The organism is Nostoc sp. GT001 (assembly GCF_030382115.1).
Classification (GTDB): Bacteria; Cyanobacteriota; Cyanobacteriia; order Cyanobacteriales; family Nostocaceae; genus Nostoc.
The window spans coordinates 193090-215352 of the sequence record NZ_JAUDRJ010000002.1; the positions used below are offsets into that span (position 1 = coordinate 193090).

Below are 22263 nucleotides of genomic sequence, written 5' to 3' on the forward strand. Positions count from 1 at the left end.
TAAACCACCCCAATATACTCAGAGGGTTGGGGTCAGTTATGGCGAGGAACAGGACTCTATGCTGAATTTGAGAAATGTATTACCAAGTTTGCCAGATAAGTAGATTATCCGAAAAAAACAGTCAATTTTAATAAGTTATCTGTGTGCCGCAAAGATTATCAAGGCGTAAACGTTTAAAGAAATTGCTAGCTTTGGTATTCAACCCTTGAGGTTGGATTCCTACGCGTAAATGATGGAGTTAGACATCCATCCAAAAAGGTTGGCAATTTTCCAAACGATTGTAACTCGTCTGTGTGGGTGGCACAGCCCTTTAAAGGCATTTCAGTTGGTTGGCTGTTTTTTTATGTCCACGTACCTACAACTAAAAAAATGGCAATCAGAGACATCTTTGACAAACGATTCATCACCGACGACCTATTGGCATCTATAGTTGTATTTCTTGTCGCACTGCCTCTGTGCATGGGGATTGCGATCGCTTCGGGAGTGCCTCCAGCTCGTGGCTTAGTGACAGGAATGGTAGGCGGAATTATTGTTGGCGCGATCGCAGGTTCCCCACTACAAGTCAGCGGCCTGGCTGCTGGACTGGCTGTCATTGTCGCAGAACTGATCCGCGATTACGGCATTGAAATGCTCGGGCCTATTCTTCTGCTGGCAGGATTAATCCAATTGCTGGCGGGAGTATTCAAGCTGGGTCAGGTGTTCCGCGCCATATCTCCGGCAGTGATCTATGCAATGCTTGCAGGTATAGGCGTACTGATCTTCGCTTCTCAATTCCACGTAATGGTCGATGACTTGCCACGCGCGAGCGGAATTGAGAACCTAATTTCTATTCCCAACGCCATCTACAAGGGTATCTTTTTCAGCGACGCCAACAATCATCAAATTGCTGGAACCAGCCATCAAATTGCTGCGCTTATAGGTCTGGTTAGCATCTTCACCCTCGTAGTTTGGGATAAGTTTAAGCCTCGAAGATTGAACTTGCTACCTGGTGTTCTGATTGCTGTGGTGGTAGCAACTGCGATCGCCGCCATCATGAAGCTGCCAATTAAATACATCGATGTGCCTGCTAATCTTGCTTCTGCAATTCAATTGCCAACGCCTGGTTCCTTAATGCGCCTGCTTCAGGCACCACTGCTTATGGAAGCAATAGCGATCGCCTTAATCGCCAGTGCAGAAAGCCTACTCTCAGCCGCCGCAGTAGACCGACTGCACCAGGGACAAAAAACGGATTTTGATCGCGAACTGGCCGCGCAAGGTTTTGGTAACATGATTTGTGGAGTGCTGGGGGCGCTACCAATGACAGGGGTGATTGTCCGCAGTTCCGTTAACGTGGAAGCAGGGGGTAAAACGAGACTTGCCACGATGTTTCACGGCGTGTGGCTACTGGCTCTGGTGATTGCTGCACCGGATGTTCTAAAGCTAATTCCTACTTCCAGTCTGGCAGCGATTCTAGTTTACACGGGCTACAAGCTGGTGGAAGTAGAGAAAATCCGCAAGCTAAAGCAGTACGGGCGCTTTCCTCTGGCGATTTACTTTGCCACCTTAATCGGTATTGTCGTTACCGATTTGCTTACTGGCGTGCTAATCGGCATTGTACTGTCAGCGGTCAAGCTGATCTACAAAGTATCTCATCTGAAAATTCACTTTGAAAAAGATGAAAAAAATCAACGGATTGATATGTACTTAGAAGGGGCGGCAACATTTATTCGGTTGCCAATGCTTGCAAAAGCCCTAGAACAGGTTCCACCAAGAACTGCACTGCATCTGCACCTAGAAAAGCTATCTTACATTGACCACTCTTGCCTCGACTTGTTCTCAATGTGGGAGAAGCAACAGAAGCAGACGGGAAGCACCCTCGTTGTGCAGTGGGATGGTTTGGTGGAGCGCTACCGCCAACCGTTTGTCATTGGGCGATCGCAAAGAGCGACGTAGAAATCTTCGCTGTCTGCTTATTCCGGAGAGTGGTGCTAGACAGCATCAGATTCCAAGCATGGTTAAGATTGGGACATAGTATAATCTAGAAAATGCGGTTAGGAATAGATTGTTCAATATTGCTGTTCGATATCTAAAGCGTATTTATTGTTTTCTTCAAAGACTTAATCAAGACATCTCAACATGAGTTTGACTGAAAAACTCCAATCTGTATTTGTCATCATTGCTATCTTAATTGGGCTGATACTGGGACAAATCAAATGGGTTGAGGAAAATGCTGTATCTTTGATTGTTCCATCCTTGATGACCATGCTTTATGGGGTGTTTCTAAATATTCCACTTAATCGTTTAGGTCAGGCATTTCAAAACTACAAAATGACCGGACTTATTTTGGGGATGAACTTCCTTTGGACACCTGTTTTTGTTTGGGGATTGGGAGCTATTTTCCTACGGGACTCTCCCGATCTTTGGGTTGGGCTAATTATGCTGATGGTCACACCTTGTACTGACTGGTATCTCATTTTTACAGGGATTGCCAAAGGAAATGTTGCTTTAGCTACAACCTTACTTCCTTGGAACATGATTTTGCAAGTGGTTCTCCTGCCCCTCTATCTGTTAGTTTTTGTTGGAAAAATGGTACAGAAGATTGATACAGCAATTTTTCTCGAAAGCATTGTGCTGGTTTTAGCTGTTCCTATGCTTTTAGCGTTTATCGCTAAGTGGCTAATACCAAAGGTAAACGGGTTTTGGCGTGAAATTCCACTGAAAATAGCAGCAGGGCAAACGCTATTTCTGTGTTTGGCAATTACAGCGGTATTTGCCTCGCAGGGGCAAACCCTAATTCAGCGTCCAGATGTGCTGCTAAAAATGTTACCACCTATCCTTATTTTCTATGGAATTACCTTTTTGCTGACTCAAGTGATTGCACGGCTCGGCAACTTTAGTTATGAGGACTTTGCTTGCTTCAGTTGCACAACACTTGCACGTAATTCACCCCTTGCATTGGCGATCGCTACATCTGTTTTTCCTGAGCGTCCTTTGATTATCCTTGTTTTGGCTATTGAACCACTTATCGAACTGCCTGTCATGGTGCTAGTCTCCCAGTTGTTGCTCTTTCTGCGTCGTAAAGGGCAGTATTCTCAGATGGAGAGATAGCTAAATTGGCGTTATAATCTCCCTACCTGACCCAGTTATGATTTTGTTCAGCCCACATCGTTCGTAAAAGATTGACAGTTAGAGTGTTGCATAAAAAGAGGAATTAGCGTCCATGACGTTATAGTTTGCAGTTCCTTGCACCAACAGTTGCAACACATTCATCGAGATTAGAACAGTTGCAGTTCACCATAACTAGTAGATGTAGCTAAGAGTGTAGAAGAGTGTACCCGTTACTAAATACCCAACAATTGAATTAAACTAGGTTATCAGGAGCAAAAGGACATTGGTAACTCGGATCGCCTATTTCCACCTGAATGGTTGGGTGTTCAATGCTGAAATTGTCGTGAAGCTCACGGACTACCCGTGCTAAAAAAGTATCACCGGGATAACCTGCTGGGATGACAAGGTGAACAGTGAGTGCTGTTTCTGTGGTACTCATTGCCCAAATATGCAAGTCGTGAACTTGAGCCACGCCAGGGAGTTCGGTTAAATAAGTACGGACAGCCAAAGGTTCTATTCCTGCTGGTACAGCATCTGTAATCAAATTCAAGGATTCCTGTAAAAGTCCCCAAGTGCCAGCTACAATCACCACAGTAACAATCAAACTCACCGCTGGATCAAACCACAGCCAACCTGTAGCAATAATTGCAATACCAGCTAGTACAACCCCTACAGATACCGCAGCATCTGCAACTAGATGCAAAAATGCGCCTCTGATGTTCAAGTCACTTTTACGCCCCGACAAGAACATTAAAGCACTTACTGTATTAATGAAAACTCCTATAGCTGCTACTGTAATTACTATTCCTCCTGCTACCGGAGCAGGTTCACGAAACCGTTGAATTGCTTCCCAGCCAATACCGCCAGAAACAACTAGGAGAAAAGCAGCGTTTAAAAGCGCAGCCAAAATTGAAGAACGACGCAGCCCGTAGGTGCGACGTGATGTCGGGCGACGACGGACGAGGATGCTTGCGCCCCAAGCAAGTAGTAAACCCAGAACATCACTCAAATTGTGACCCGCATCAGCAAGCAAGGCAAGGGAGTTAGCAACAATGCCATAGGTTGCCTCAATGACGACAAATCCTGTGTTGAGGGCAACACTGATAACAAAGGCACGGTTGTAATTACTGCCACCGTGGTCGTGTCCATGACTATGATTATGGGACATGACTACCTTTCACGCTCCAGTAGAGAAAACTTCTATGGTTTGACAAGTAACAAACTTGTCTTTAAGCAGATGTTTGACTAAGGAAAAAAATTCGGTTATTGCAGTTTCACTATCAATAACCGTAACGAGAAGCGGTAGTGCAGAGGACTCAGTAGAAGGGTCTAGCTCATTTTGAGTACGAAAAACGCCATGTTTGCCATATCCAGAAATTGCCCGCACTACCGTTACCCCTGTTAATCCTTGTCTGCGAGCCATTCCGAGCAGAACTTGATGAAGGGGTTGATGTTCCCAACAATCCAACTCGCTAACATAAATTGTTAATTGTTTCCATGTTGTCATATAGCTTTTCCTATACTGGTGAGACGCTTTGCGAACACTACGTGACGCAAGCACGAACAATCAGTGGCGGGTTTGAATCCCCCACTGATAGCTTCTCTACGAGACGCTGCGCGAACGCTTAGAGCGAGTCTGCGTACTTCTGCCGAGAAGCAAGCTACGGGCAGTGATCGCACCAGAGCGTCAAGATTGCTGAATTCTGTTAGCGCAGCGGGGCGTAGCCCATTCTGAATTCTGCATTCTTCTTCAATTGCTCGGATTATCGTTTAAAGGTAAAGCGGCCATTAAATTTTTCACCTTTTACATCCGTTTGAATAACAACTTTATACTCTCCCGTTGCAGTTGCAGGCAGCTTTGCTGTGTATTGCTTTTCCTCGGTATTATAAGGAACTTGTAGGGTTTTGTTACTGCCATCTGGTAGCTGAACTTGAGCCGTGAGCTTGGCATCAGTAATTGCTTGATCCTGCTCTCCGTGTACGCTTATATCTAAATGAGTAGAATCTTGTTCTATATCTGGTGTGAACTCTAAATGATATTTGCCCGAATTTACAACTTGACTGCTACGCTTCTCTCCACTATTGGAGTGACCACCTTTNTTCATCATGGCCATGACCGTCGTTTTCATTATGCGCTTCCCCAGTTTTAGCAACGGGTTCAGTTTTGCAGCTGTTTCTGTAGTTGCAGTCTTGGTAGCACTTTCCGAGTTAGCAGCTTGATTCCCAGCATTACAAGCACCCAAAAAGATTAATCCGACACTGCTAACAATTACTAAACTGGTCTTCAGAAATTTCATTAATTCAAACTCCTTGATGTTTTGTAAATTAAAAACTAGTGCATCGGCGCGGAAATAAACCTACCATCTGGGATTTGTAAAAAGCTTGTGGTATGACTATTATTTCTTTTGACTTTTGCCTTGTTGTGCTAGGCTCTGGCTTCTCCTGCAATTTCTGGCTGAATAATTGGTTCAGCCTTTCTTGGCACCAAAAATCTACCAAACTGTACATACAAAGCCGGAAGCACTAACAGGGTTAAAGCGGTTGAGGTAAACAATCCACCTAACACTACAACGGCTAGTGGCTGGAGGATTTCTTTTCCAGCTCCACTACCAATTACCAAGGGCCCCATACCCAGAGCAGATGTTAGCGCCGTCATTAAGATAGCAGCCAACCTTTCTACCGACCCTTCCATCAAAGCCTGCCGCAGAGGCTGTCCTTCTGCCATCCTAGAATTGTAGTTCTCAACCAGTAATAGCCCATTCCGTGTAGCAACGCCGAATAAGGTAATAAATCCTACCATCGAAGCTACAGAGAGAATACCGCCAGCTAAGGCGATGGAAATGACTCCACCCACTAATGCTAAAGGCAAGTTTAGCAAGATCATGATGGTGGCAGGAATCGACTTGACAGCAAAGTAAATCAGGACTGCGATCGCAACAAAAGCTAATCCACCAGCCGAAAGTAAAGTTTTTGTCGCTCCTTCTTGTGCTTCAAATTGACCACCGTATTCAATAAAATATCCAGAGGGTAATTGCACCTGTTGCTTAACTCTCTCCCGAATATCCTTAATTACAGAACCTAAATCTCGTCCAGCCACATTGCTGGATACGACAATATAGCGGGAGACATTTTCGCGGTTGATGGTATTGGGGCCTGTACCATAATTGATTTTTGCGACTTGAGCTAAGGGAATTTTTTGTCCGTTGGGTGTATCAACTAGCAAATTACCGATAATTTCAATATTGTTACGGTATTTTTCTTCCAACCAAACCACCATATCAAAGGTCTGTTGTTCCTCCAATACTTGGGAAACGACTCGCCCATTCAGTGCAGTTTCTACTACCTCTGACAATTCGCCAATAGTTAAACCATAGCGGGCTGCTGCATCGCGGTCGAATTGAATTTGTACCTGTTTAATTGGTACTTGCGGTTCAAGTTGCAAATCTACTAGACCCGAAACCTGGCCCATAGCTGATTGTACTTGTTGACCAAGGGTGCGGAGTTGTTCCAAATCGGGGCTCAAAAATTTTCACAGCGATCGCACTCCGTACACCTGAGAGTACCTCATCCATCCGATGCGAAATAAACCCGCCGATATTGGGAACGACTCCGGGAATTTTATCAAATTCTTGACGAATCATTTCAATTGTTTTTTCTCGATCTTTTGCCCCCTCCTCGCTGAGTTGAACATCTATTTCCGCCCCGTTTACACCAGCTACCTCAGTATCCCCCACAGCCCGTCCAGAGCGCAGTTGAGCTGTTTCAACCGCAGGATTGTTTTTCAGGGCTTCTTCGATCGCTAACCCTACTTGATTAGTGGCATTCAGAGATTGACCAGGCATTAAAACTGCGGCGATCACCAAAGAGCGGTCTTGGAATTCTGGTAAAAAAACTTGCCCTAAGGAGAGTAATATCATGACTGAAGCCACAAAACTAGCGATTGCACCTGTCAAAATAATCTTGGGGCGACGTAGAGAAAATTTCAAAAACGGGCGATACAGACGGTGAGAAAATCGTTCAACCCAAGTTTCTGTACTTGGTAAACGCCGATTTACTAGCAAAAGGGCACACAGTGCTGGAGTCAATGTCAGTGCTACTAAGGTAGAAGCGCCAATTGACAGCAAATAAGCTATACCCATTGGTGTAAAAATCCGACCTTCCACCCCAGAAAGCGCAAAGATTGGTGCAAAGACGACTGCAATAATAATTGTCGAAAATAACACGCTCACCCGCACCTCCACTGAGCCATTAAAAACAACTTGCAGTGGTGGCACAGGATTGCCTGCTGTCTGGTTTTCTCGCAAACGGCGGTAGACGTTCTCCATATCGACAATTGCATCATCCACCACCGAACCAATCGCAACAACCAGCCCGCCCAAAGTCATCGTATTGATGCCTTGTCCCGTCCAATTCAGGATCAACATTCCCAACAATAAAGACACGGGAATCGCGCTCAAGGTAATGATCACCGTGCGCCAATTTATCAGAAATAAAATCAAGATGACACAAACGATGATTGTGCCATCACGCAGAGCTTCTTCAACGTTTTTGAGCGAGGCTTCGATAAAATCTTCCTGACGGAAAGTAGTTGTAATTTTGACATCTTTAGGCAGACCAGCTTGAATTTCCTCCATTGCTGTCTCAGCCGCCTTCGTCACTTTTGGCGTATCTGCTGTTGGCTGTTTGTTGATTGTCAAAATTACCGCTTTTTTACCCGCAAAACTGCCATCGCCGCGTTTGAGTGCTGCACCGATTTGTACATCCGCCACTTGTTCCAACAATACTGGCGTGCCATTTTTGGCTTTAATTACTGATTTCTTCAGCTGTTCAATAGATTCAATCCGCCCTACCCCTCGCACCAAAGTTTCTTGGTCGGGAGTAATTAAAAATCCCCCTGGTGCATTAGCGTTGGCTGCTTGTGCTGCTTTGGTGACATCATCAAGAGAAACATTAAACGCCTTCAGTTTATCGGGGTTTACCAGTACTTGATACTGACGCTCATCCCCACCAAATATGACGACATTACTTACACCAGGGACAGCAAGCAGGCGGTTTTTCACTTGCCAGTTGACAATCCGCCAGACCTCCATCATCGGAGTGGTTTCAGAAGTAAAGGCATATTTGACAGTCCATCCCAAGGGGGAACTAACCAAGCAGAACCTCTGGGTTGTCTACACCTTGCGGTAGTTGACTGCGTGCTTGTTGCAACCGTTCTGTCACCAATTGACGAGCGCGATAAATTTCTGTGTCCACGCTAAAAGTCGCTCTCACAGCCGAAAGACCTACAGCTGAGGAAGAACGCAATGCTTCTAGTCCGGGAGTGCCATTAATCAAACTTTCTATCGGTCGAGTAACTAGGGATTCAACCTCCTCTGGGGCAAGTCCTGGGGCTTCGGTCATAATTTCCACTTGGGGTGGAGCAAAGTTGGGAAATACATCCAGTGGCATTTGCGTAAGGCCGAGAAAGCCCCAAACAGATATGAGGATGGAAGCAATAACTACTAGCCAGCGTTGAGCAATCGACCATTTAACAATAGAATTAAGCATTTTTAAATGTTTTAAGGGATGTCTGCTTGCTGTGCAGCTAAGTAAGTTTAAAGATCAAGTACTTTACCTACTCTCCCAAATGAAGATGAAATTGAGATGAAATTTTTAGCTTAAACTTCAAGTTGCCTCACGTCTGTCCCTTCAGGAAGCGTGGGATGAATTTTTGAGCATTGTTACTAAACCATCAACAGTCAATCTAATTCGCAATTGGTAATTCCAATGGGAACCCGGCAGAAGGTTGCAATCACGACTTGGAAGGTAATTTTGGAAGCCTTATGGAACAAGGGCTTTAGAGCCTATACCTGACGCTTGTTTCTACGGAGAAACAGGTTTTCGGGGTGTTTTGAGGACTTAACCCTCCAAATCGTGAACTTATCTCGTTAGCCGTTGCTGGAGAACGTTGCAATATATATTGGGCATAGTTTTTAACCTATTCTCTCTATCTTTGCCGCATATCATATTCCCAAAAAGGATCTTTTTGAAGGGCGGTTAAGAGAATTGATAACTTGCATAATAAAATAGTTAAAAAATATGAATTTATTGCCAATATATTCAGTGCAACCGTACACAATCCGATATTGTCTGAATGCTACATCGGTTCTGGAGGAGTTAGTTACCAGCGTTAACAGGGAGACTTTAATGTTAAACGACTATCACGCTCTGGTTGCTGAGTCACGATGTTTATTGATCTATTTAAACTCTAATATTGGGAGATACACAGTGTTAAAAATCCAGCTTGTTGCTAACTACAAACAAAAATCATCAACGGTAACTTCAACAAAGTTTTACTTAGGAATTGCCTTCTTAACTTGCATAGGACTTTTAAGTGCTGCTCATCCAGCTTTAGCACATCATGCCATTGGTGGTAAAACACCGTCTAATTTCTTTGAAGGGTTTTTGTCTGGGTTAGCCCACCCCGTTATTGGTCTTGACCATTTTGCCTTTGTGGTTGCTATTGGTTTACTTAGTGCTAGACAACAAAATGGATTGTTAATTCCAGTAGCTTTCGTTTTGACAGCTATGGCTGGAACTGGAATTCATATACTGAAATTCGATTTACCCTTAAGTGAGATCGTCATCGCTAGTTCGGTGATTGCTTTTGGTGCAATGTTACTGCTATCGAAAAAACCTAATTGGTTTGTGCTAGCTTTGTTAGGAGCAGTTGCTGGTTTATTTCATGGTTATGCTTACGGTGAGTCCATTGTCGGCGCACAAATGACACCGCTAGTAGCTTACCTAGCAGGCTTCACTTTAATACAATATGGGATTGCTATCGGTGCGTTACTAATTGGTAAAGTTGTAAGCGAAAAATTTGCCAATCAATTCTTAAAGATACTGCAATTTATTGGTTTGGCTATTTGTTCAATAGGAGTTGTTTTCTTGACCACTTCTCTCGTTGGTTAAGAGCAAAGGCTTTAATTAAAATTTTGCAGATTGGTGGGTTATGAATCACGCTAACCCACCTCAATAGATTATAAAAGTTGTGAATTTTTTATAGTATTACTACTTAAAATCTTGATGCCAAACTCAGCAGACACATAACAAATAGAATACACCTAACTTTCCTTACAATCAAAATACTAGTAAACCATTGGTGCTTGACCGCGCAGGACGCGTAGACAATTCATACAATATGGGCAGTCGCAACCAAATAGCTGCATTGCTTTCTTCTTCGGTAAAGTCTAGCATTGCAATTTTCTTATTACATGACTGTGCCGAGTTAACTGTCGATATAGGTGTAGAACGGCGAAACATTAAATCCTTAATTGAATAACCCAACTATTCCGTAAGGTTTGTTGAAAAGTTGGGTTTGACAATTATTTTGAATTACTTAGGGCTTGCTGAAAAAAAAGAAAAGGTTGCAGTATCTAGATTATCAGACCAAAGAAGTATATTCCGGTGCAAGATTTGAAGGTAAAATAGCCCAAAATCCTTGCATGACTGTGGTCAGACGAGATAAGCGTGTATCCGATGTAACCATGTACCGAAAAGAAGAATCAACTCCAATTCCACCAGAAAATTTTGAACTTCCATTTGAGGGAAAGTTATCATCAGATAATCGTTGGGTACTTATGGCAAATTTCATACCCTGGACAGAATTTGAGTCGGAATATTCTTCCGGGTTCTCCGCAGAGATGGGGGCACCAGCAAAGTCATTTCGGATGGCGTTAGGTGCATTAATAATAAAAGAGAAACTAGGCATAAGTGACAGAGAAACAGTAGAGCAAATCAAAGAGAACCCTTATCTACAGTATTTTATAGGCATATCATCTTATAGTAATGAAACTCCATTTGACGCATCAATGTTAGTACACTTTCGTGAAAGAATTAGTGCTGATTTTGTTAACAAAGTTAATCAAAAAATGGTGAAGAAGATGCTTGAGACAACATCTTCGATTGACAATGAAAAAAAAACAGAAGAATCAGAAAAAGAAGTAACTAGTCCAAAAAATCTGGGGAAATTAATATTAGATGCCACTTGTGCGCCAGGTGATATTAGCTATCCAACAGATTTAGGGCTACTAAATCAAGCCAGAAGGCAGACAGAAAAAATTATAGACTTTCTTTATGAACAGGTACTGGGTCAATTAGATAAAAAACCTAGAACATATCGGCAGGTAGCAAGAAAAGATTATCTAGAAGTAGCTAAAAAACGTCGTGTTTCCCAAAAAGACCGGAGAAAAGCTATAAGAAAACAGCTTCAATATATTAAAAGAAACTTATTTCATATTGACCAGCTAATCAGTTCAGGAGCAACTCTAGAAAATTTAATAAACAGACAATATAAGATGTTACTTGTAGTCGGAGAAGTCTATCGTCAAATGCTCTGGTTATATGAAAATAAAAAACAAAGTATTGATGATCGTATCGTCAGTTTAACTCAACCACATATCCGTCCCATTGTCCGAGGAAAAGCTGGTAAATCCGTGGAATTTGGAGCAAAATTGTCGGCTAGCTGCTTTGATGGGTTTATATTTTTAGACCATATTAGTTGGGATAATTTTAATGAATCAGGAGACTTAAAAGCACAAGTAGAATCATTTAAAAACTACACTGGCTATTATCCAGAATCCGTTCATGTTGATAAAATTTACCGGACACGAGAGAATCGAGCTTGGTGTAAAGAACGAGGTATTAGAATTAGTGGAAACCCTTTAGGCAGACCTCCAGCCAATGTAAGTAAGGAAAAAAAGAAGCAAGCTTTAGAAGATGAAAGAATTCGTAATTCTATTGAGGGAAAGTTTGGACAAGCTAAAAGAAGATTTAGCCTGGGTAGAGTGATGGCGAAACTGTCTCATACTTCTAAAACTGCAATTGCTATTACTTTTTTAGTAATGAATCTTTCTACTCAACTGTCACGCTTTAAGAGTACTTTTTTATGTCTATTTTTGAAAATAACACCTTTTTTTCCCTCTAATATTATTGAAAATTATGGTTTAGCCAATCAAAAACAACAAAAACTTATATTTAGGGCTTGCTTGAATAACTGACCAATCCTGATCTTGCTTTTTTATGACTTTTTCAGCAAGCCCTACTTAGGGCTGAATCTGCTGAAGGAGAGCTTGTGTTTGCTTATACCGAAGAGTATCTCCTTGCCGTTGAAACAGACTTGCAGCAAGCTGTAAATCAGTAATAGCACTTTTGCGATCGCCTAAAGCATATTCAGAAAGTCCTCGATTGCCGTAGGCATCAGCTAAGTTAGGGTTGATTTGTAGTGCTTGGGTAAAATCTGCGATCGCCAGCTTGTGATTTCCCTGTCTATAATTCAAAAAGCCCCTATTGTAGTAACCATCTACAGACTTCGGATCAATTCTTAGTACTTGGTTAAAGTCGGTAATGGCCGCTTCAATACTTCCTAGTTCCGCATGAGCAGTTCCTCGACCGTTGTAAGCATCTGTATGGTTGGGGTTTAGTCGCAGTGCTTGATCGAAGTCGCTAACGGCTGCTTTAAAATCTCTTAATTGAGACTTTGCTAAACCTCTGAGGCAAAAACCTTCGTAGTATCGGGGATTTAACTGTACTACCCGACTAAAATCTTCTATTGCGCCGTTGAAGTTGCCTTGTTCAAGCTTTTGCACTCCCTGGTTATGGTATTCCTGAAAATTCATCTGTTGGATGCGCGTTGGTGCTTCCTGTGCAGCATGGACAGCAACAGGTATTCCACTCAGTACGCTACTCGTTATTCCCAGAATGGCAACAGCTTTGCGAATATGGTTCATGGCTTGACTTTCTCCTTGATAGATATATCAAGACAGATACACGAGATTTTTCTCAACTAGATCCATCCTAAGCGGTTTCGAGAGATTTAGAGATTGAAACCCAGCCAAATCAAAATACTTTGTAATAGCAACCAAACATTTAACCCGACGATAATAATAGCAACCAGCCAAGCTAGAGATTTGAGCCACAAAGGATTTACAAATTCTCCCATTAAGCGACGGTTACTTGTAAACATCACTAAAGGAATCACTGCAAACGGTAACTGCAAACTGAGGATAACTTGACTTAAAACTATAAGGCGACTTGTACTATGTTCCCCAAAGATAATAAGGGATTTGCAAGAAAATAAGATACCAATTAAACGGGGAAAATTGTGATATCCCATTTAGGTAGAGTTTCGGAAGGTTGCCAGAAGGTTTGGTAGTGTTCTAACTCTTGTGAGAGAACCTTGATTCCTTTTTCATAGGTTGCTTCAACACGGTGAACAATGGGTGCAATCCCTTTCCAAGTCATATTGGAAGCCCACTTGATGGCAACTTCAATCGAATCCAGAATTGCGCCATTCCAATAGTTCTCTAGGGCTGCCCAACACCTCTCTATGGGATTGTACTTGCTATGGTACGGAGGATAGTAAATCAGTCGGATTCTTAAATTAATTGCTTGAGACAGTTCAACCATACGTTTGATAAACTGTGTGCGGTTACTGCGAGTTGCTGCACCACCATCAAGGTCAATCACCCATTCATCATAATCTTGGTAATCGTGTTGATTCTCATACCACCAAGCAGTTAAACAATCGACAATAAAATCACTGGTTTCAGCCGACTGACCTAAGTAAATCGTAAGCTTTTCACTGTGTGTGTTGAGAATGCCAAAAGGAACTAAGACTGCCTCCCACTGTGTATCGTGGTCATCCGCAGCTTTTGCTTCCAGTGTCCGAGCTTTACCACCTCTGGAAAGATTGCCAATCTTCACCTTGGCTTTAGTATCGATAGAGACTCGCAACGATTTGGGATTCTCATCCGATGCCTGATTTTCCTGAAACACATTGTCGAAAATGGCATCTGTTTGCGGAATCTTTTTCAAGGGCTTTGTTTTTTGTGTTTTTTTAGGCGATACCCCAAGCTATTAAGAATCTTCCCCAGAGTTTGACGAGACGGCAATTGACTGTGGTCATAACCTATTTCACTGATTAATGCTTCTCGTACCGCTCTGGCACTGATACGAGCATATAGAAAGGTCGATTGAAATTTTGGATCTGCTTGGGCTTGAGCATCTACCAAAGAACAAATATCTGCTTCTAAATTGGGCAGAATCTCAACACTATTATGTCGTCCCCTTGCATGATAGTTATCCACACAGACTATCCCTGTCCGCCGTTCATGCAAGCCAAGTTGTACACAGGAGCGATTCCATCCTAAAACTGTTTCTGCAATGCGTGCTGAACTATCGAAGTAATCTTCAGTAACTTTTGCCATGAAGTCTCTTTTACAGCTGCCAGTTAGTTTCTTGGCTGCATCTTTGAAGGTAGATTTTATGGTGTCGGTAAGCATGAACCCTGTGATTCCAATTCTAGAAATTCAGAGCAAACGCGGGCAGATCCGCGCCTCCTATTCTTCTAGAATGACTGGTATTTTATTTTCTTGCAAGCCCCTAATTGTAATCAACGCTGGAATGATAGCAAGCAGACGGGTAACTAAACGCCGTAACCAGGATGGAAGGCGAAATTGTAAAAAGCCTTCCATGACAATCTGCCCAGCCAGGGTTGCAGTTAGTGTCGAACTTTGCCCAGAAGCAAGTAAGGCAATCCCAAAGATGGCGCTAGCAGCACTAACGCCTAATAATGGTGAAAGCAGTTTGTAAGCTTCTTGAATTTCTGCTACATTTTGATTCCCAGAAAAATGAAATGTGGCGGCAGACACAATTAAAATGGCTGAGTTGATAAATAGTGCCAACGATAGAGCAAAAGTTGAATCAATTGTACCAAACTTAATCGCTTCCCATTTTTTTTCAGTATTAGGTTGCCAATCACGAGTTTGCACAATAGAGGAGTGTAAATATAAGTTGTGAGGCATTACTGTTGCGCCTAAAATGCCAATGGCAATGTAGAGCATTTCTGGGTTTTGTAAAATTTCTTTTTTAGGCAGATATCCTAACAAAATTCCGCCCATATCAGGTCGGGAGAAGAGAATTTCCGCTGTAAAACAGATGCCTACGGTTGCTACCAGCATTATTACCAAAGCTTCTGTATAGCGAAAGCCTTTACTTTGCAGGAATAGCAATACCAAGACATCCAGCGCAGTGATGCACACACCCCATAGCAAGGGAATACCGAATAAAAGTTGCAGGGCGATCGCACTTCCCAGTAATTCTGCCAAGTCACAAGCTGCGATCGCAATCTCACACAGTACCCACAAACAAAAGCTCACCCTTGGATTGAAATAGTCTCGACAAGCCTGTGCCAAATCTCGTCCTGTGGCAACACCTAAACGCACACATAGCGATTGCAGTAATATTGCCATCAGGTTCGACAGCAGAATTACTGTCAACAGGGTATAGCCAAACTTAGACCCCCCAGCGATATCTGTTGCCCAGTTGCCAGGGTCCATATATCCGACTGAAACCAGATACCCTGGCCCTGCATAAGCCAACATCTTGGGCCAAAAGCTCTTACTGTTGGGAATTTTAATACTGCGGTGAACTTCAGGGAGACTGGGGCGCTTTTCGGGGCGAGTCATTTATTTTCTAGGGAAATTCTTTCATATTCTTTTCATAATGTCAGAAAATCTGGACTAAACATCAATCTGTAGTGGCAAAATTTTTCCTTCCTTGCGGGGAAGTTGCAATTTAAGCTCTAGTAGGTTCCCTAGCCTTCGGATTCTGCTCAGGCTCAATCCCTACTAATATTAATTGTCCTATCTAAGTTCTGGTCATACCACGATACTGGGTCTTCCAATGGTTCAAGATGGGTAAGGACATAGGTTTCTGGCAGCGATCGCATAATCGTTAGCTCTATCTCCTCACACAGTGCATGATACCATGACCACTCTCCTGGCACTAAGACGTGGAATGAGACAAATCTACGCGCCCCTGCTACTCGCGTTCTTAGGGCATGGAATTGAATACTCTGCTTTTCATAAGTAGCAAAGATATCCATATTTTTTGCTTTGCCGAAGCTGGAAGCGATCGCTACTCTCATCCCGCAGATCATGATAAGTCACATTCTCTACGTCACCGTACTTTGCTAATTAGTTGCCATTAAAACCAGTGATGGTAATAAATTATACTAAAATGTTTTAAGTAAAAACGCCAAAATTCAAGTTTTATACACTAGCCCTTTCAAAGTGACCAACGAAGATATGTGTNTTCAGTGCTACCATCTTGAATCCTCTGCTCAGATTTTGCGCTTTTTGAAGGTTGAAATCACTAACCTTTGTTCCAAATTTCATCACCTTGAAAGGGCTGGTTTTCTACACTCATCAGCGCTATATGCTTGGTAAGTATTTTTATATACGCCATTGTTGGTTCATTTCACTCATCTAAATGTTCTGCCAAAGAGGAATATAAATTGATGATGTGATTGTCAGCCAAGCTGTAATAAACATTTTTACCTTCTCGACGATAACTGACTAAACGCATCGCTTTTAATAATCGCAATTGATGAGAAACAGCTGATTCCGTCATTTTCATCAATGCAGCTAAATCACAAACACATAATTCTTGGGAGGCCAAAGCTGATATCAGCCGCAGACGATTCGGATCTCCAAGTATTCCAAAGACTTCTGCCATTTGTTTTGCCTTGTCTATAGACAAGATTTGTGTTTGAATTGACCGCACATTATCCAGATGCACCAAATGGGTATCACACTTTGGTACGCCTGCATTTTGAAGCAATACCAACTCTTCTTCGCTTTGGCGCTTGTTCATGGCATTAAGTATAGGCAATGGTTATCACTTTCAATTTTAACTAAAATTAAAGTATTGTACAGTTGAACATCTATTCAATTGTTGTATTAGAATATTGGCAGTTAACTTTTTTGCCTTGGTTGTAATGCCATGACTCAAACTCCTTCTCTCAAAAGCCAAACTTTGCAAATTGGTGGTATGGACTGCGGAAGCTGCGCCAAGACGATTGAAGTCGGTTTGCAGCAGTTAAATGGTGTTACAGAAGTAAAAGTAAACTTTACGACAGGCAAAGCCAGGATTTCCTATAACCCAGAAGTCTTGAGTGAAAAGACTATCTATGACCAAATTAGAAGTTTGGGTTATGCGGTTGAACAGAGTCATGACCATAACGTCGATGTAACTCCTGTGAAAATGCTACAACTACAAATCGGCGGGATGGATTGTGGCAGCTGTGCCAAGACGATTGAGGCTGGGGTGCAGAAGATAATAGGCGTAAAACAAGCATCGGTCAGCTTTGCCAGCGAACGATTGCAAGTATCCTATGACCCGCAACTGGTAAATGAGACGGCAATTTATGATCGGATTAAAAGTTTGGGTTATACAGTTGAGGAGGGTGTTGAGGCAAGTTCCCATCATCATACTGATTCTTGCGATGGCGAAACGCCCGCCGTAAGCGATCGTGAGTACGAACACCAACACGAAAAGCCAATAAACAAGCCAAAACAAAAGTCAGACCTGGCAAGCTGGAGATTCTGGATTGAAAATCGCCGGGGGCAGAGTGTCATACTTGCAGGTATAGGCTTAGTTTTGGGCTTAATTTCTCAAAATCTAGCGCTACCTATTTGGGTAGCACGGGCTTTCTATGGCATCGGCATAGTAATTACTGGCTATCCGATCGCACGGGCTGGTTTATTTGAATTGCGCTTGCGCCGCGCCGATATGAATCTGCTGATGACGATTTCGGTGATTGGGGCTGTAATTTTAGGGGACTGGTTTGAAGGGGCGCTAGTCGTCTTTTTGTTCACTTTTGGTACAACACTGCAAGTTTTCACCTTTGGTCGCACTCGCAATGCCATTCGCTCCCTGATGGATTTGACTCCGCCCACTGCTACCGTCAAGCGGAATGGTCAGGAGGTGACAGTTTCCGTCGAAAGTATTCAGCTAGGTGAAACTTTGACAATTCGACCAGGAGGGCGTGTGGCGTTGGATGGTGTAGTTGTTTCTGGCGCAAGCGCCATCGATCAGTCTCCAATTACAGGAGAATCAATTCCAGAAGATAAAGCTCCAGGTGATAATGTCTTTGCTGGGACACTGAATCAGACAGGCTTTTTAGAAGTCAAAGTTACTCACACTGCTAGCGATACAACTGTTGCCAAAATTATTAATCTTGTGGAACAAGCTCAAGAAAGCCGCGCACCCTCGCAGCAGTGGGTGGATAAGTTTGCAGAGGTTTACACACCGATAGTCATTTTAGCAGCGATCGCCATTGCTTTAATACCACCGTTGGCATTTGCTCAATCGTTCAACGTCTGGCTTTACCGGGCATTGGTGATGTTAGTAATAGCCTGCCCCTGTGCTTTAGTAATTTCTACTCCTGTCTCGATTGTTAGCGCCATTGGTGCAGCAACTCGTAAGGGCGTTTTGTTCAAAGGGGGTAATGCGCTGGAAACGGCTGGACGTTTGACTACTTTTGCTTTTGATAAAACTGGTACGATTACGCAAGGACTACCCGTTGTACAGAAGGTTTATGACCTTGGCAAGGTAAGCGCAAACATGGTATTACTGATTGCAGCTTCAGTTGAGCAACAGTCTGAGCATCCCCTCTCCAAGGCAATTGTAGCCAAGGCTCACGATCAAGGGATGGAGTTAGAAACACCTATTAACTTTACTGCACTACCTGGGAAAGGGATTCAGGCGAACTTTAAGGAGCAGTTATACTTCATAGGCAATCAACGGTTGTTTTTAGACCAAGGTATTCGCTTATCTGGTGAAGCTGAATATTTGTTAGCTTCTATTGAACAACTCGGTCAAATTCCGGTGCTGGTAGGAACAAATGAAGGGTTATTAGGAGCGATCGCACTTTCTGATGGTATTCGCTTGGAAGCGACGGAAGCCCTGCGACAGTTGAAGCGGGTTGGATTAAAGCGATTAGTAATGCTAACGGGCGATCGTACTGCCGTTGCTAAACAGATTGCCCAGCAAGTTGGAATTACAGAGTACCGGGCAGAACTGCTACCAAAAGATAAACTTGAAGAAATTCAACTTCTGCGTCAAACAGGAGTAGTAGGTATGGTTGGAGATGGTATTAACGATGCTCCTGCGCTTGCTGCTGCGGATATTAGTTTTGCAGTTGGTGGAATAGATATTGCTCTGGAGACAGCAGATGTCGTGATCGTAGGAAGTGACCTGAGACGACTTGCTTATGCAGTAGAACTAAGCCGTCGCACTGTATCTGTAATTAAACAGAATGTTGTCTTTTCTTTAGTAACAAAAGGTTTATTTCTGCTATTAGGAACCTTTGGGTTTGTTGGGTTAGCTGTAGCTGTTTTAGCAGATACAGGGACTTCCTTATTAGTTACTGCAAATGGAATGCGGCTATTTAGAACCAAGGCTGTCAAGGATTAATATTAGCGGGCGATGCTGCAAAGCAGCCGCTACGCGAACGCCATAATTAAAGATACAGCAGTTTTCGTGTGCATGAAGTACAAATTTACAGGTTGTGAGGCAGGAGGCAGAAAGTTTGTATATTTGATTTTGAGTCCTGCATTTATACTTCACCTACTTGCAAACTGCTGTATATCTATTGCTGAGTCAGATTAGGTGACATACCCAATATGCACAGACAGTAAAACTTTTAGTAGCTTTAAATTGTCTTAGATATCCCATTTTTTACTTTTAAAATATGTTCCATTTCTTCAAATTTCCTCAACTTTCGCATTAGAGGCGTTGAATGCAAAAAAAAATAATTATGAATTTCACTAACCAAAAATTGGGACATTACCACTATCCCTACACTAAAGCTGTAGAGAGTACACAAAACTTAGAGTTACTTTGGGTTATTTTAGGGCTGCGAAGTAGCCTATTCCTAATAGAATTAGGAGTTGGACTTTGGGATAGTAGTTTGTCACTTTTAGCAGGTTCGGGACACCTATTTTCTGATGTAGTGACTTTGGGATTGACAGTGTTAGTAGTCTGGTTAACAGAGCGTCAATCTTCGGGTGAAACGAATTTTAAGTACCAGCAAATAGAAGCTTGGGTAGGATTACTAAATGGGGTGAGTTTAGTAACTTTAGCTGGTTTCATTGCTTTAGAAGCTGTGGAACGTCTTCAAAATCCTCAACCTGTATCAGGCTTACCCATGCTGGCTGTAGCTACCTTGAGCATAGTAATTAACGGCTTAACTATCCAACCATTGCACAAACATAGTCATCATAATTTGAATCTGCGGGGAGTTTTCTTACATGGGATTGCTGATGCTGGCAGTTCTATCGGTGTAATTTTGGCTGCTGGTTGTGTTTATTTTTTTAATTGGCTATGGGCAGATGCAGTAGCTAGTTTACTGGTTGCCTTGTTTTTGAGCATCAGTGCTATTTCTCTAATTAAAGATAGTCTGAGGCAGTTTCAACTTACTTGCAAGCTATGACGTTCGCTTCAGTTTGACACCTTGTCTCTTGACAGAAGCGATCGCCATAGTTAAGAATTCGACTACCAGCTGCCATGCACCACAATGTCACACCAATCAAAGATTAATATAAGCTTGATGGGAGCGGTATTTCTGTCACTGCTCGTCACCCCAGTGTTAGCACATAACATTCAACTATCGGGGGATGTGGCTGGTACTTGGCACGTTGAACCAAATCACAGTCCCAAAGCAGGAGAAACAGCGAGAGTCTGGATTGCACTTACCCGCAAGGGAGGTAAAATCTTGCCAGTGTCGGAGGCGAATTGCCAAATGGCTGTCTACTCTCAACCTCGTAAACAGAAAGATTCGCCTGTGCTACAGCCTACGGTGCAAGCGATTTCAGTTGAGAGATATCAAGGTATTCCTGGTGCAGATGTTGTTTTTCCTAAAACAGGAGCTTATCAGTTAGAGTTAGGTTGCACTCCCAAAGTCGAAAGTAATTTTAAACCCTTCCAGATGCAGTATGAGGTAGTAGTAGCTAGTGGTGTAGCAGCATCGACACCAGCACCAGTTACAAGTTATCAAAAAACTGAGCAAGAATTACCATCCAGTCAGTCAACCAAGTCTGGAAATCAATGGTTTCCTGGAGCTATGGCGCTCGGTGTCATGATTGCAGGTTTGGGAACCTTTTGGTGGATGAAGCAAAGGACGAAAGTCAAATAACTACTACAAACTTTCAAAATTAAGGAGCATCAGCCAGCTAGATAGCTACGTGAGTTAACCCCATATCTTCGTAGAAGTGTGAGAGCTTGTTGTTCCACTTGTCGCACTCGTTCCCGACAAATGCCCATACGTTGACTAATCTGTACCAGGGTAAGTTCGTGTCCACCTGCTAAACCAAAGCGCAAGATTAATACTTCCTTTTGCTGGGGAGTCAGCTTTGCTAATAGGTTGTGAATGTCTTGATAGAGTAATTCCCGCTCGGCGTAGCGTTCGGGAGATATTCCATCATCCTCCAGCATATCCTGCAATTGAGTATCCTGCTCAGGCCCAATTCCCATATCTAAGGAAACAGGTTGACGAGCAAACTGCAAACATTCTCGAATCTGACTGGGTTCCAGATTAAGCGCTTGGGCGATTTCAGTCACGTCGGCAGTGTGACCAAGCTTTTGAGATAACTCTCGTTGAACACGCTTAATTTTGTTCAGCTTCTCAGCGATGTGAATGGGTAAACGAATGGTGCGGGATTGTTGTGCGATCGCTCGTGTAATTCCCTGACGAATCCACCAGTAAGCATAAGTAGAAAACTTGTATCCAAGAGTTGGATCAAATTTCTCTACCCCTCGTTCTAGCCCCAATGTACCTTCTTGAATTAAGTCTAGAAACTCAATATTGCGTTTCTGGTATTTTTTAGCAATAGATACCACTAGCCGCAGATTAGCCTGAATCATCTTCTGTTTGGCAATTTGTCCTTGACTTAGTTGTTGCAGCAGCACATTTTCTTTCAATTGCATCTTGTCAGCCCATTCTTGCAGAGTAGGTTCACGCTGTAATTTTTCAGATACTTCTTCCTTCGCAGTAATAATTGCCATCATTTGCTGAACTTGTTTAGCAAAAAAAATTTCTTGCTCATGGGTTAACAGAGGTATACGTCCAATTTGATGAAGATAGATACGCACTATATCTGCTGTAGATGAAAAATCGTTATTCTTGCTCTTAAGTTTAGTTACTTGGGATGCTGAATTAGGCATGAATAGGTTAGCCTCCATTGAATCAATATTGAATAAATTCAAAAGTTTAAAAAATTATAAATAAACATAAATTAATGAGATGAGAAATATTCTAAGATTCCTCACCAGATCCATCTGAAGCACCTTCTA

14 protein-coding genes and 3 pseudogenes are annotated in these 22263 nt (G+C 42.7%); 7 read left to right on the forward strand and 10 right to left on the reverse strand.

Features of this window, described 5'->3' with window-relative positions; translation table 11 throughout:
- The first annotated feature begins 297 nt into the window (after window positions 1-297).
- Together QUD05_RS02555 and QUD05_RS02560 are read left to right on the forward strand one after the other, a co-directional pair.
- Window positions 298-1932, forward strand: coding sequence for a SulP family inorganic anion transporter (locus QUD05_RS02555; protein ID WP_354666109.1), 1635 nt, complete (start codon window positions 298-300; stop codon window positions 1930-1932).
- Window positions 1933-2115: 183 nt separating this feature from the next.
- Complete coding sequence (locus tag QUD05_RS02560; RefSeq protein WP_289794629.1) at window positions 2116-3087, forward strand: arsenic resistance protein; 972 nt, start codon at window positions 2116-2118, stop codon at window positions 3085-3087.
- A gap of 253 nt (window positions 3088-3340) precedes the next feature.
- On the opposite strand, the gene QUD05_RS02565 is transcribed toward QUD05_RS02560, so the two are convergent.
- The 3 genes and pseudogenes from QUD05_RS02565 to QUD05_RS02580 all read right to left on the reverse strand — a co-directional run bounded on the left by QUD05_RS02565 (window position 3341) and on the right by QUD05_RS02580 (window position 8634).
- Window positions 3341-4255: a cation diffusion facilitator family transporter gene (locus QUD05_RS02565; RefSeq protein WP_289794630.1), complete on the reverse strand. Its 915-nt coding sequence runs from the start codon at window positions 4253-4255 to the stop codon at window positions 3341-3343.
- A 9-nt stretch (window positions 4256-4264) separates the two neighbouring features.
- The gene (locus tag QUD05_RS02570) at window positions 4265-4594 is read right to left on the reverse strand and encodes a DUF190 domain-containing protein (RefSeq protein WP_289794631.1); all 330 of its coding nucleotides are present in this window, start codon (window positions 4592-4594) and stop codon (window positions 4265-4267) included.
- 918 nt (window positions 4595-5512) lie between these two features.
- Window positions 5513-8634, reverse strand: a pseudogene (locus QUD05_RS02580) (efflux RND transporter permease subunit).
- Window positions 8635-9354: 720 nt separating this feature from the next.
- Here QUD05_RS02580 and QUD05_RS02585 point away from each other — a divergent pair.
- Complete coding sequence (locus QUD05_RS02585) at window positions 9355-10038, forward strand: HupE/UreJ family protein (RefSeq protein WP_289794633.1); 684 nt, start codon at window positions 9355-9357, stop codon at window positions 10036-10038.
- Window positions 10039-10613: 575 nt separating this feature from the next.
- Window positions 10614-12125, forward strand: coding sequence for an IS5 family transposase (locus tag QUD05_RS02590; protein ID WP_289794739.1), 1512 nt, complete (start codon window positions 10614-10616; stop codon window positions 12123-12125).
- Window positions 12126-12170: 45 nt separating this feature from the next.
- Here QUD05_RS02590 and QUD05_RS02595 read toward each other — a convergent pair whose 3' ends face one another.
- The 6 genes and pseudogenes from QUD05_RS02595 to QUD05_RS02625 all read right to left on the reverse strand — a co-directional run bounded on the left by QUD05_RS02595 (window position 12171) and on the right by QUD05_RS02625 (window position 16782).
- Complete coding sequence (locus QUD05_RS02595) at window positions 12171-12854, reverse strand: tetratricopeptide repeat protein (RefSeq protein WP_289794634.1); 684 nt, start codon at window positions 12852-12854, stop codon at window positions 12171-12173.
- Window positions 12855-12940: 86 nt separating this feature from the next.
- Window positions 12941-13213 (reverse strand): divalent metal cation transporter, encoded by a 273-nt coding sequence (locus QUD05_RS02600; RefSeq protein WP_502911376.1) that lies wholly within the window; start codon window positions 13211-13213, stop codon window positions 12941-12943.
- Window positions 13213-14408, reverse strand: a pseudogene (locus QUD05_RS33910) (ISAzo13 family transposase). The gene QUD05_RS02600 and the pseudogene QUD05_RS33910 overlap by 1 nt, the downstream one beginning before the upstream one ends.
- Window positions 14409-14465: 57 nt before the next feature.
- Window positions 14466-15593, reverse strand: a complete 1128-nt coding sequence (locus QUD05_RS02615; protein ID WP_289794635.1) for an Nramp family divalent metal transporter — start codon at window positions 15591-15593, stop codon at window positions 14466-14468.
- A 152-nt stretch (window positions 15594-15745) separates the two neighbouring features.
- Window positions 15746-16006 (reverse strand): annotated as a pseudogene (locus QUD05_RS02620) (cation transporter dimerization domain-containing protein); the annotation flags it as partial.
- A 380-nt stretch (window positions 16007-16386) separates the two neighbouring features.
- Window positions 16387-16782: an ArsR/SmtB family transcription factor gene (locus QUD05_RS02625; RefSeq protein WP_289794636.1), complete on the reverse strand. Its 396-nt coding sequence runs from the start codon at window positions 16780-16782 to the stop codon at window positions 16387-16389.
- 129 nt (window positions 16783-16911) lie between these two features.
- Here QUD05_RS02625 and QUD05_RS02630 point away from each other — a divergent pair, with 129 nt between their 5' ends.
- The 3 genes from QUD05_RS02630 (at window position 16912) to QUD05_RS02640 (ending at window position 21106) form a co-directional block, all read left to right on the forward strand.
- Window positions 16912-19386 carry a heavy metal translocating P-type ATPase gene (locus QUD05_RS02630; protein ID WP_289794637.1) on the forward strand — a complete coding sequence of 825 codons (2475 nt, stop codon included), beginning with the start codon at window positions 16912-16914 and terminating at the stop codon, window positions 19384-19386.
- Window positions 19387-19729: 343 nt separating this feature from the next.
- Window positions 19730-20404, forward strand: coding sequence for a cation diffusion facilitator family transporter (locus QUD05_RS02635; RefSeq protein WP_289794638.1), 675 nt, complete (start codon window positions 19730-19732; stop codon window positions 20402-20404).
- A gap of 84 nt (window positions 20405-20488) precedes the next feature.
- Complete coding sequence (locus QUD05_RS02640; protein ID WP_289794639.1) at window positions 20489-21106, forward strand: hypothetical protein; 618 nt, start codon at window positions 20489-20491, stop codon at window positions 21104-21106.
- Window positions 21107-21135: 29 nt separating this feature from the next.
- Here QUD05_RS02640 and sigB read toward each other — a convergent pair whose 3' ends face one another.
- Window positions 21136-22134: a sigma-70 family RNA polymerase sigma factor SigB gene (gene sigB, locus QUD05_RS02645; RefSeq protein ID WP_289794640.1), complete on the reverse strand. Its 999-nt coding sequence runs from the start codon at window positions 22132-22134 to the stop codon at window positions 21136-21138.
- Window positions 22135-22263 lie beyond the last annotated feature (129 nt).

What these genes read in the sequence shown, in the direction of transcription:
- QUD05_RS02590 (WP_289794739.1), top strand. Translation starts at nt 10,614, where the DNA reads ATGTACCGAAAAGAAGAATCAACTCCAATTCCACCAGAAAATTTTGAA.
- QUD05_RS02640 (WP_289794639.1), top strand. Translation starts at nt 20,489, where the DNA reads ATGTCACACCAATCAAAGATTAATATAAGCTTGATGGGAGCGGTATTT.
- QUD05_RS02615 (WP_289794635.1), bottom strand. Translation starts at nt 15,593, where the DNA reads ATGACTCGCCCCGAAAAGCGCCCCAGTCTCCCTGAAGTTCACCGCAGT.
- QUD05_RS02570 (WP_289794631.1), bottom strand. Translation starts at nt 4,594, where the DNA reads ATGACAACATGGAAACAATTAACAATTTATGTTAGCGAGTTGGATTGT.
- QUD05_RS02565 (WP_289794630.1), bottom strand. Translation starts at nt 4,255, where the DNA reads ATGTCCCATAATCATAGTCATGGACACGACCACGGTGGCAGTAATTAC.
- QUD05_RS02635 (WP_289794638.1), top strand. Translation starts at nt 19,730, where the DNA reads ATGAATTTCACTAACCAAAAATTGGGACATTACCACTATCCCTACACT.
- QUD05_RS02625 (WP_289794636.1), bottom strand. Translation starts at nt 16,782, where the DNA reads ATGAACAAGCGCCAAAGCGAAGAAGAGTTGGTATTGCTTCAAAATGCA.
- QUD05_RS02630 (WP_289794637.1), top strand. Translation starts at nt 16,912, where the DNA reads ATGACTCAAACTCCTTCTCTCAAAAGCCAAACTTTGCAAATTGGTGGT.
- sigB (WP_289794640.1), bottom strand. Translation starts at nt 22,134, where the DNA reads ATGCCTAATTCAGCATCCCAAGTAACTAAACTTAAGAGCAAGAATAAC.
- QUD05_RS02595 (WP_289794634.1), bottom strand. Translation starts at nt 12,854, where the DNA reads ATGAACCATATTCGCAAAGCTGTTGCCATTCTGGGAATAACGAGTAGC.
- QUD05_RS02560 (WP_289794629.1), top strand. Translation starts at nt 2,116, where the DNA reads ATGAGTTTGACTGAAAAACTCCAATCTGTATTTGTCATCATTGCTATC.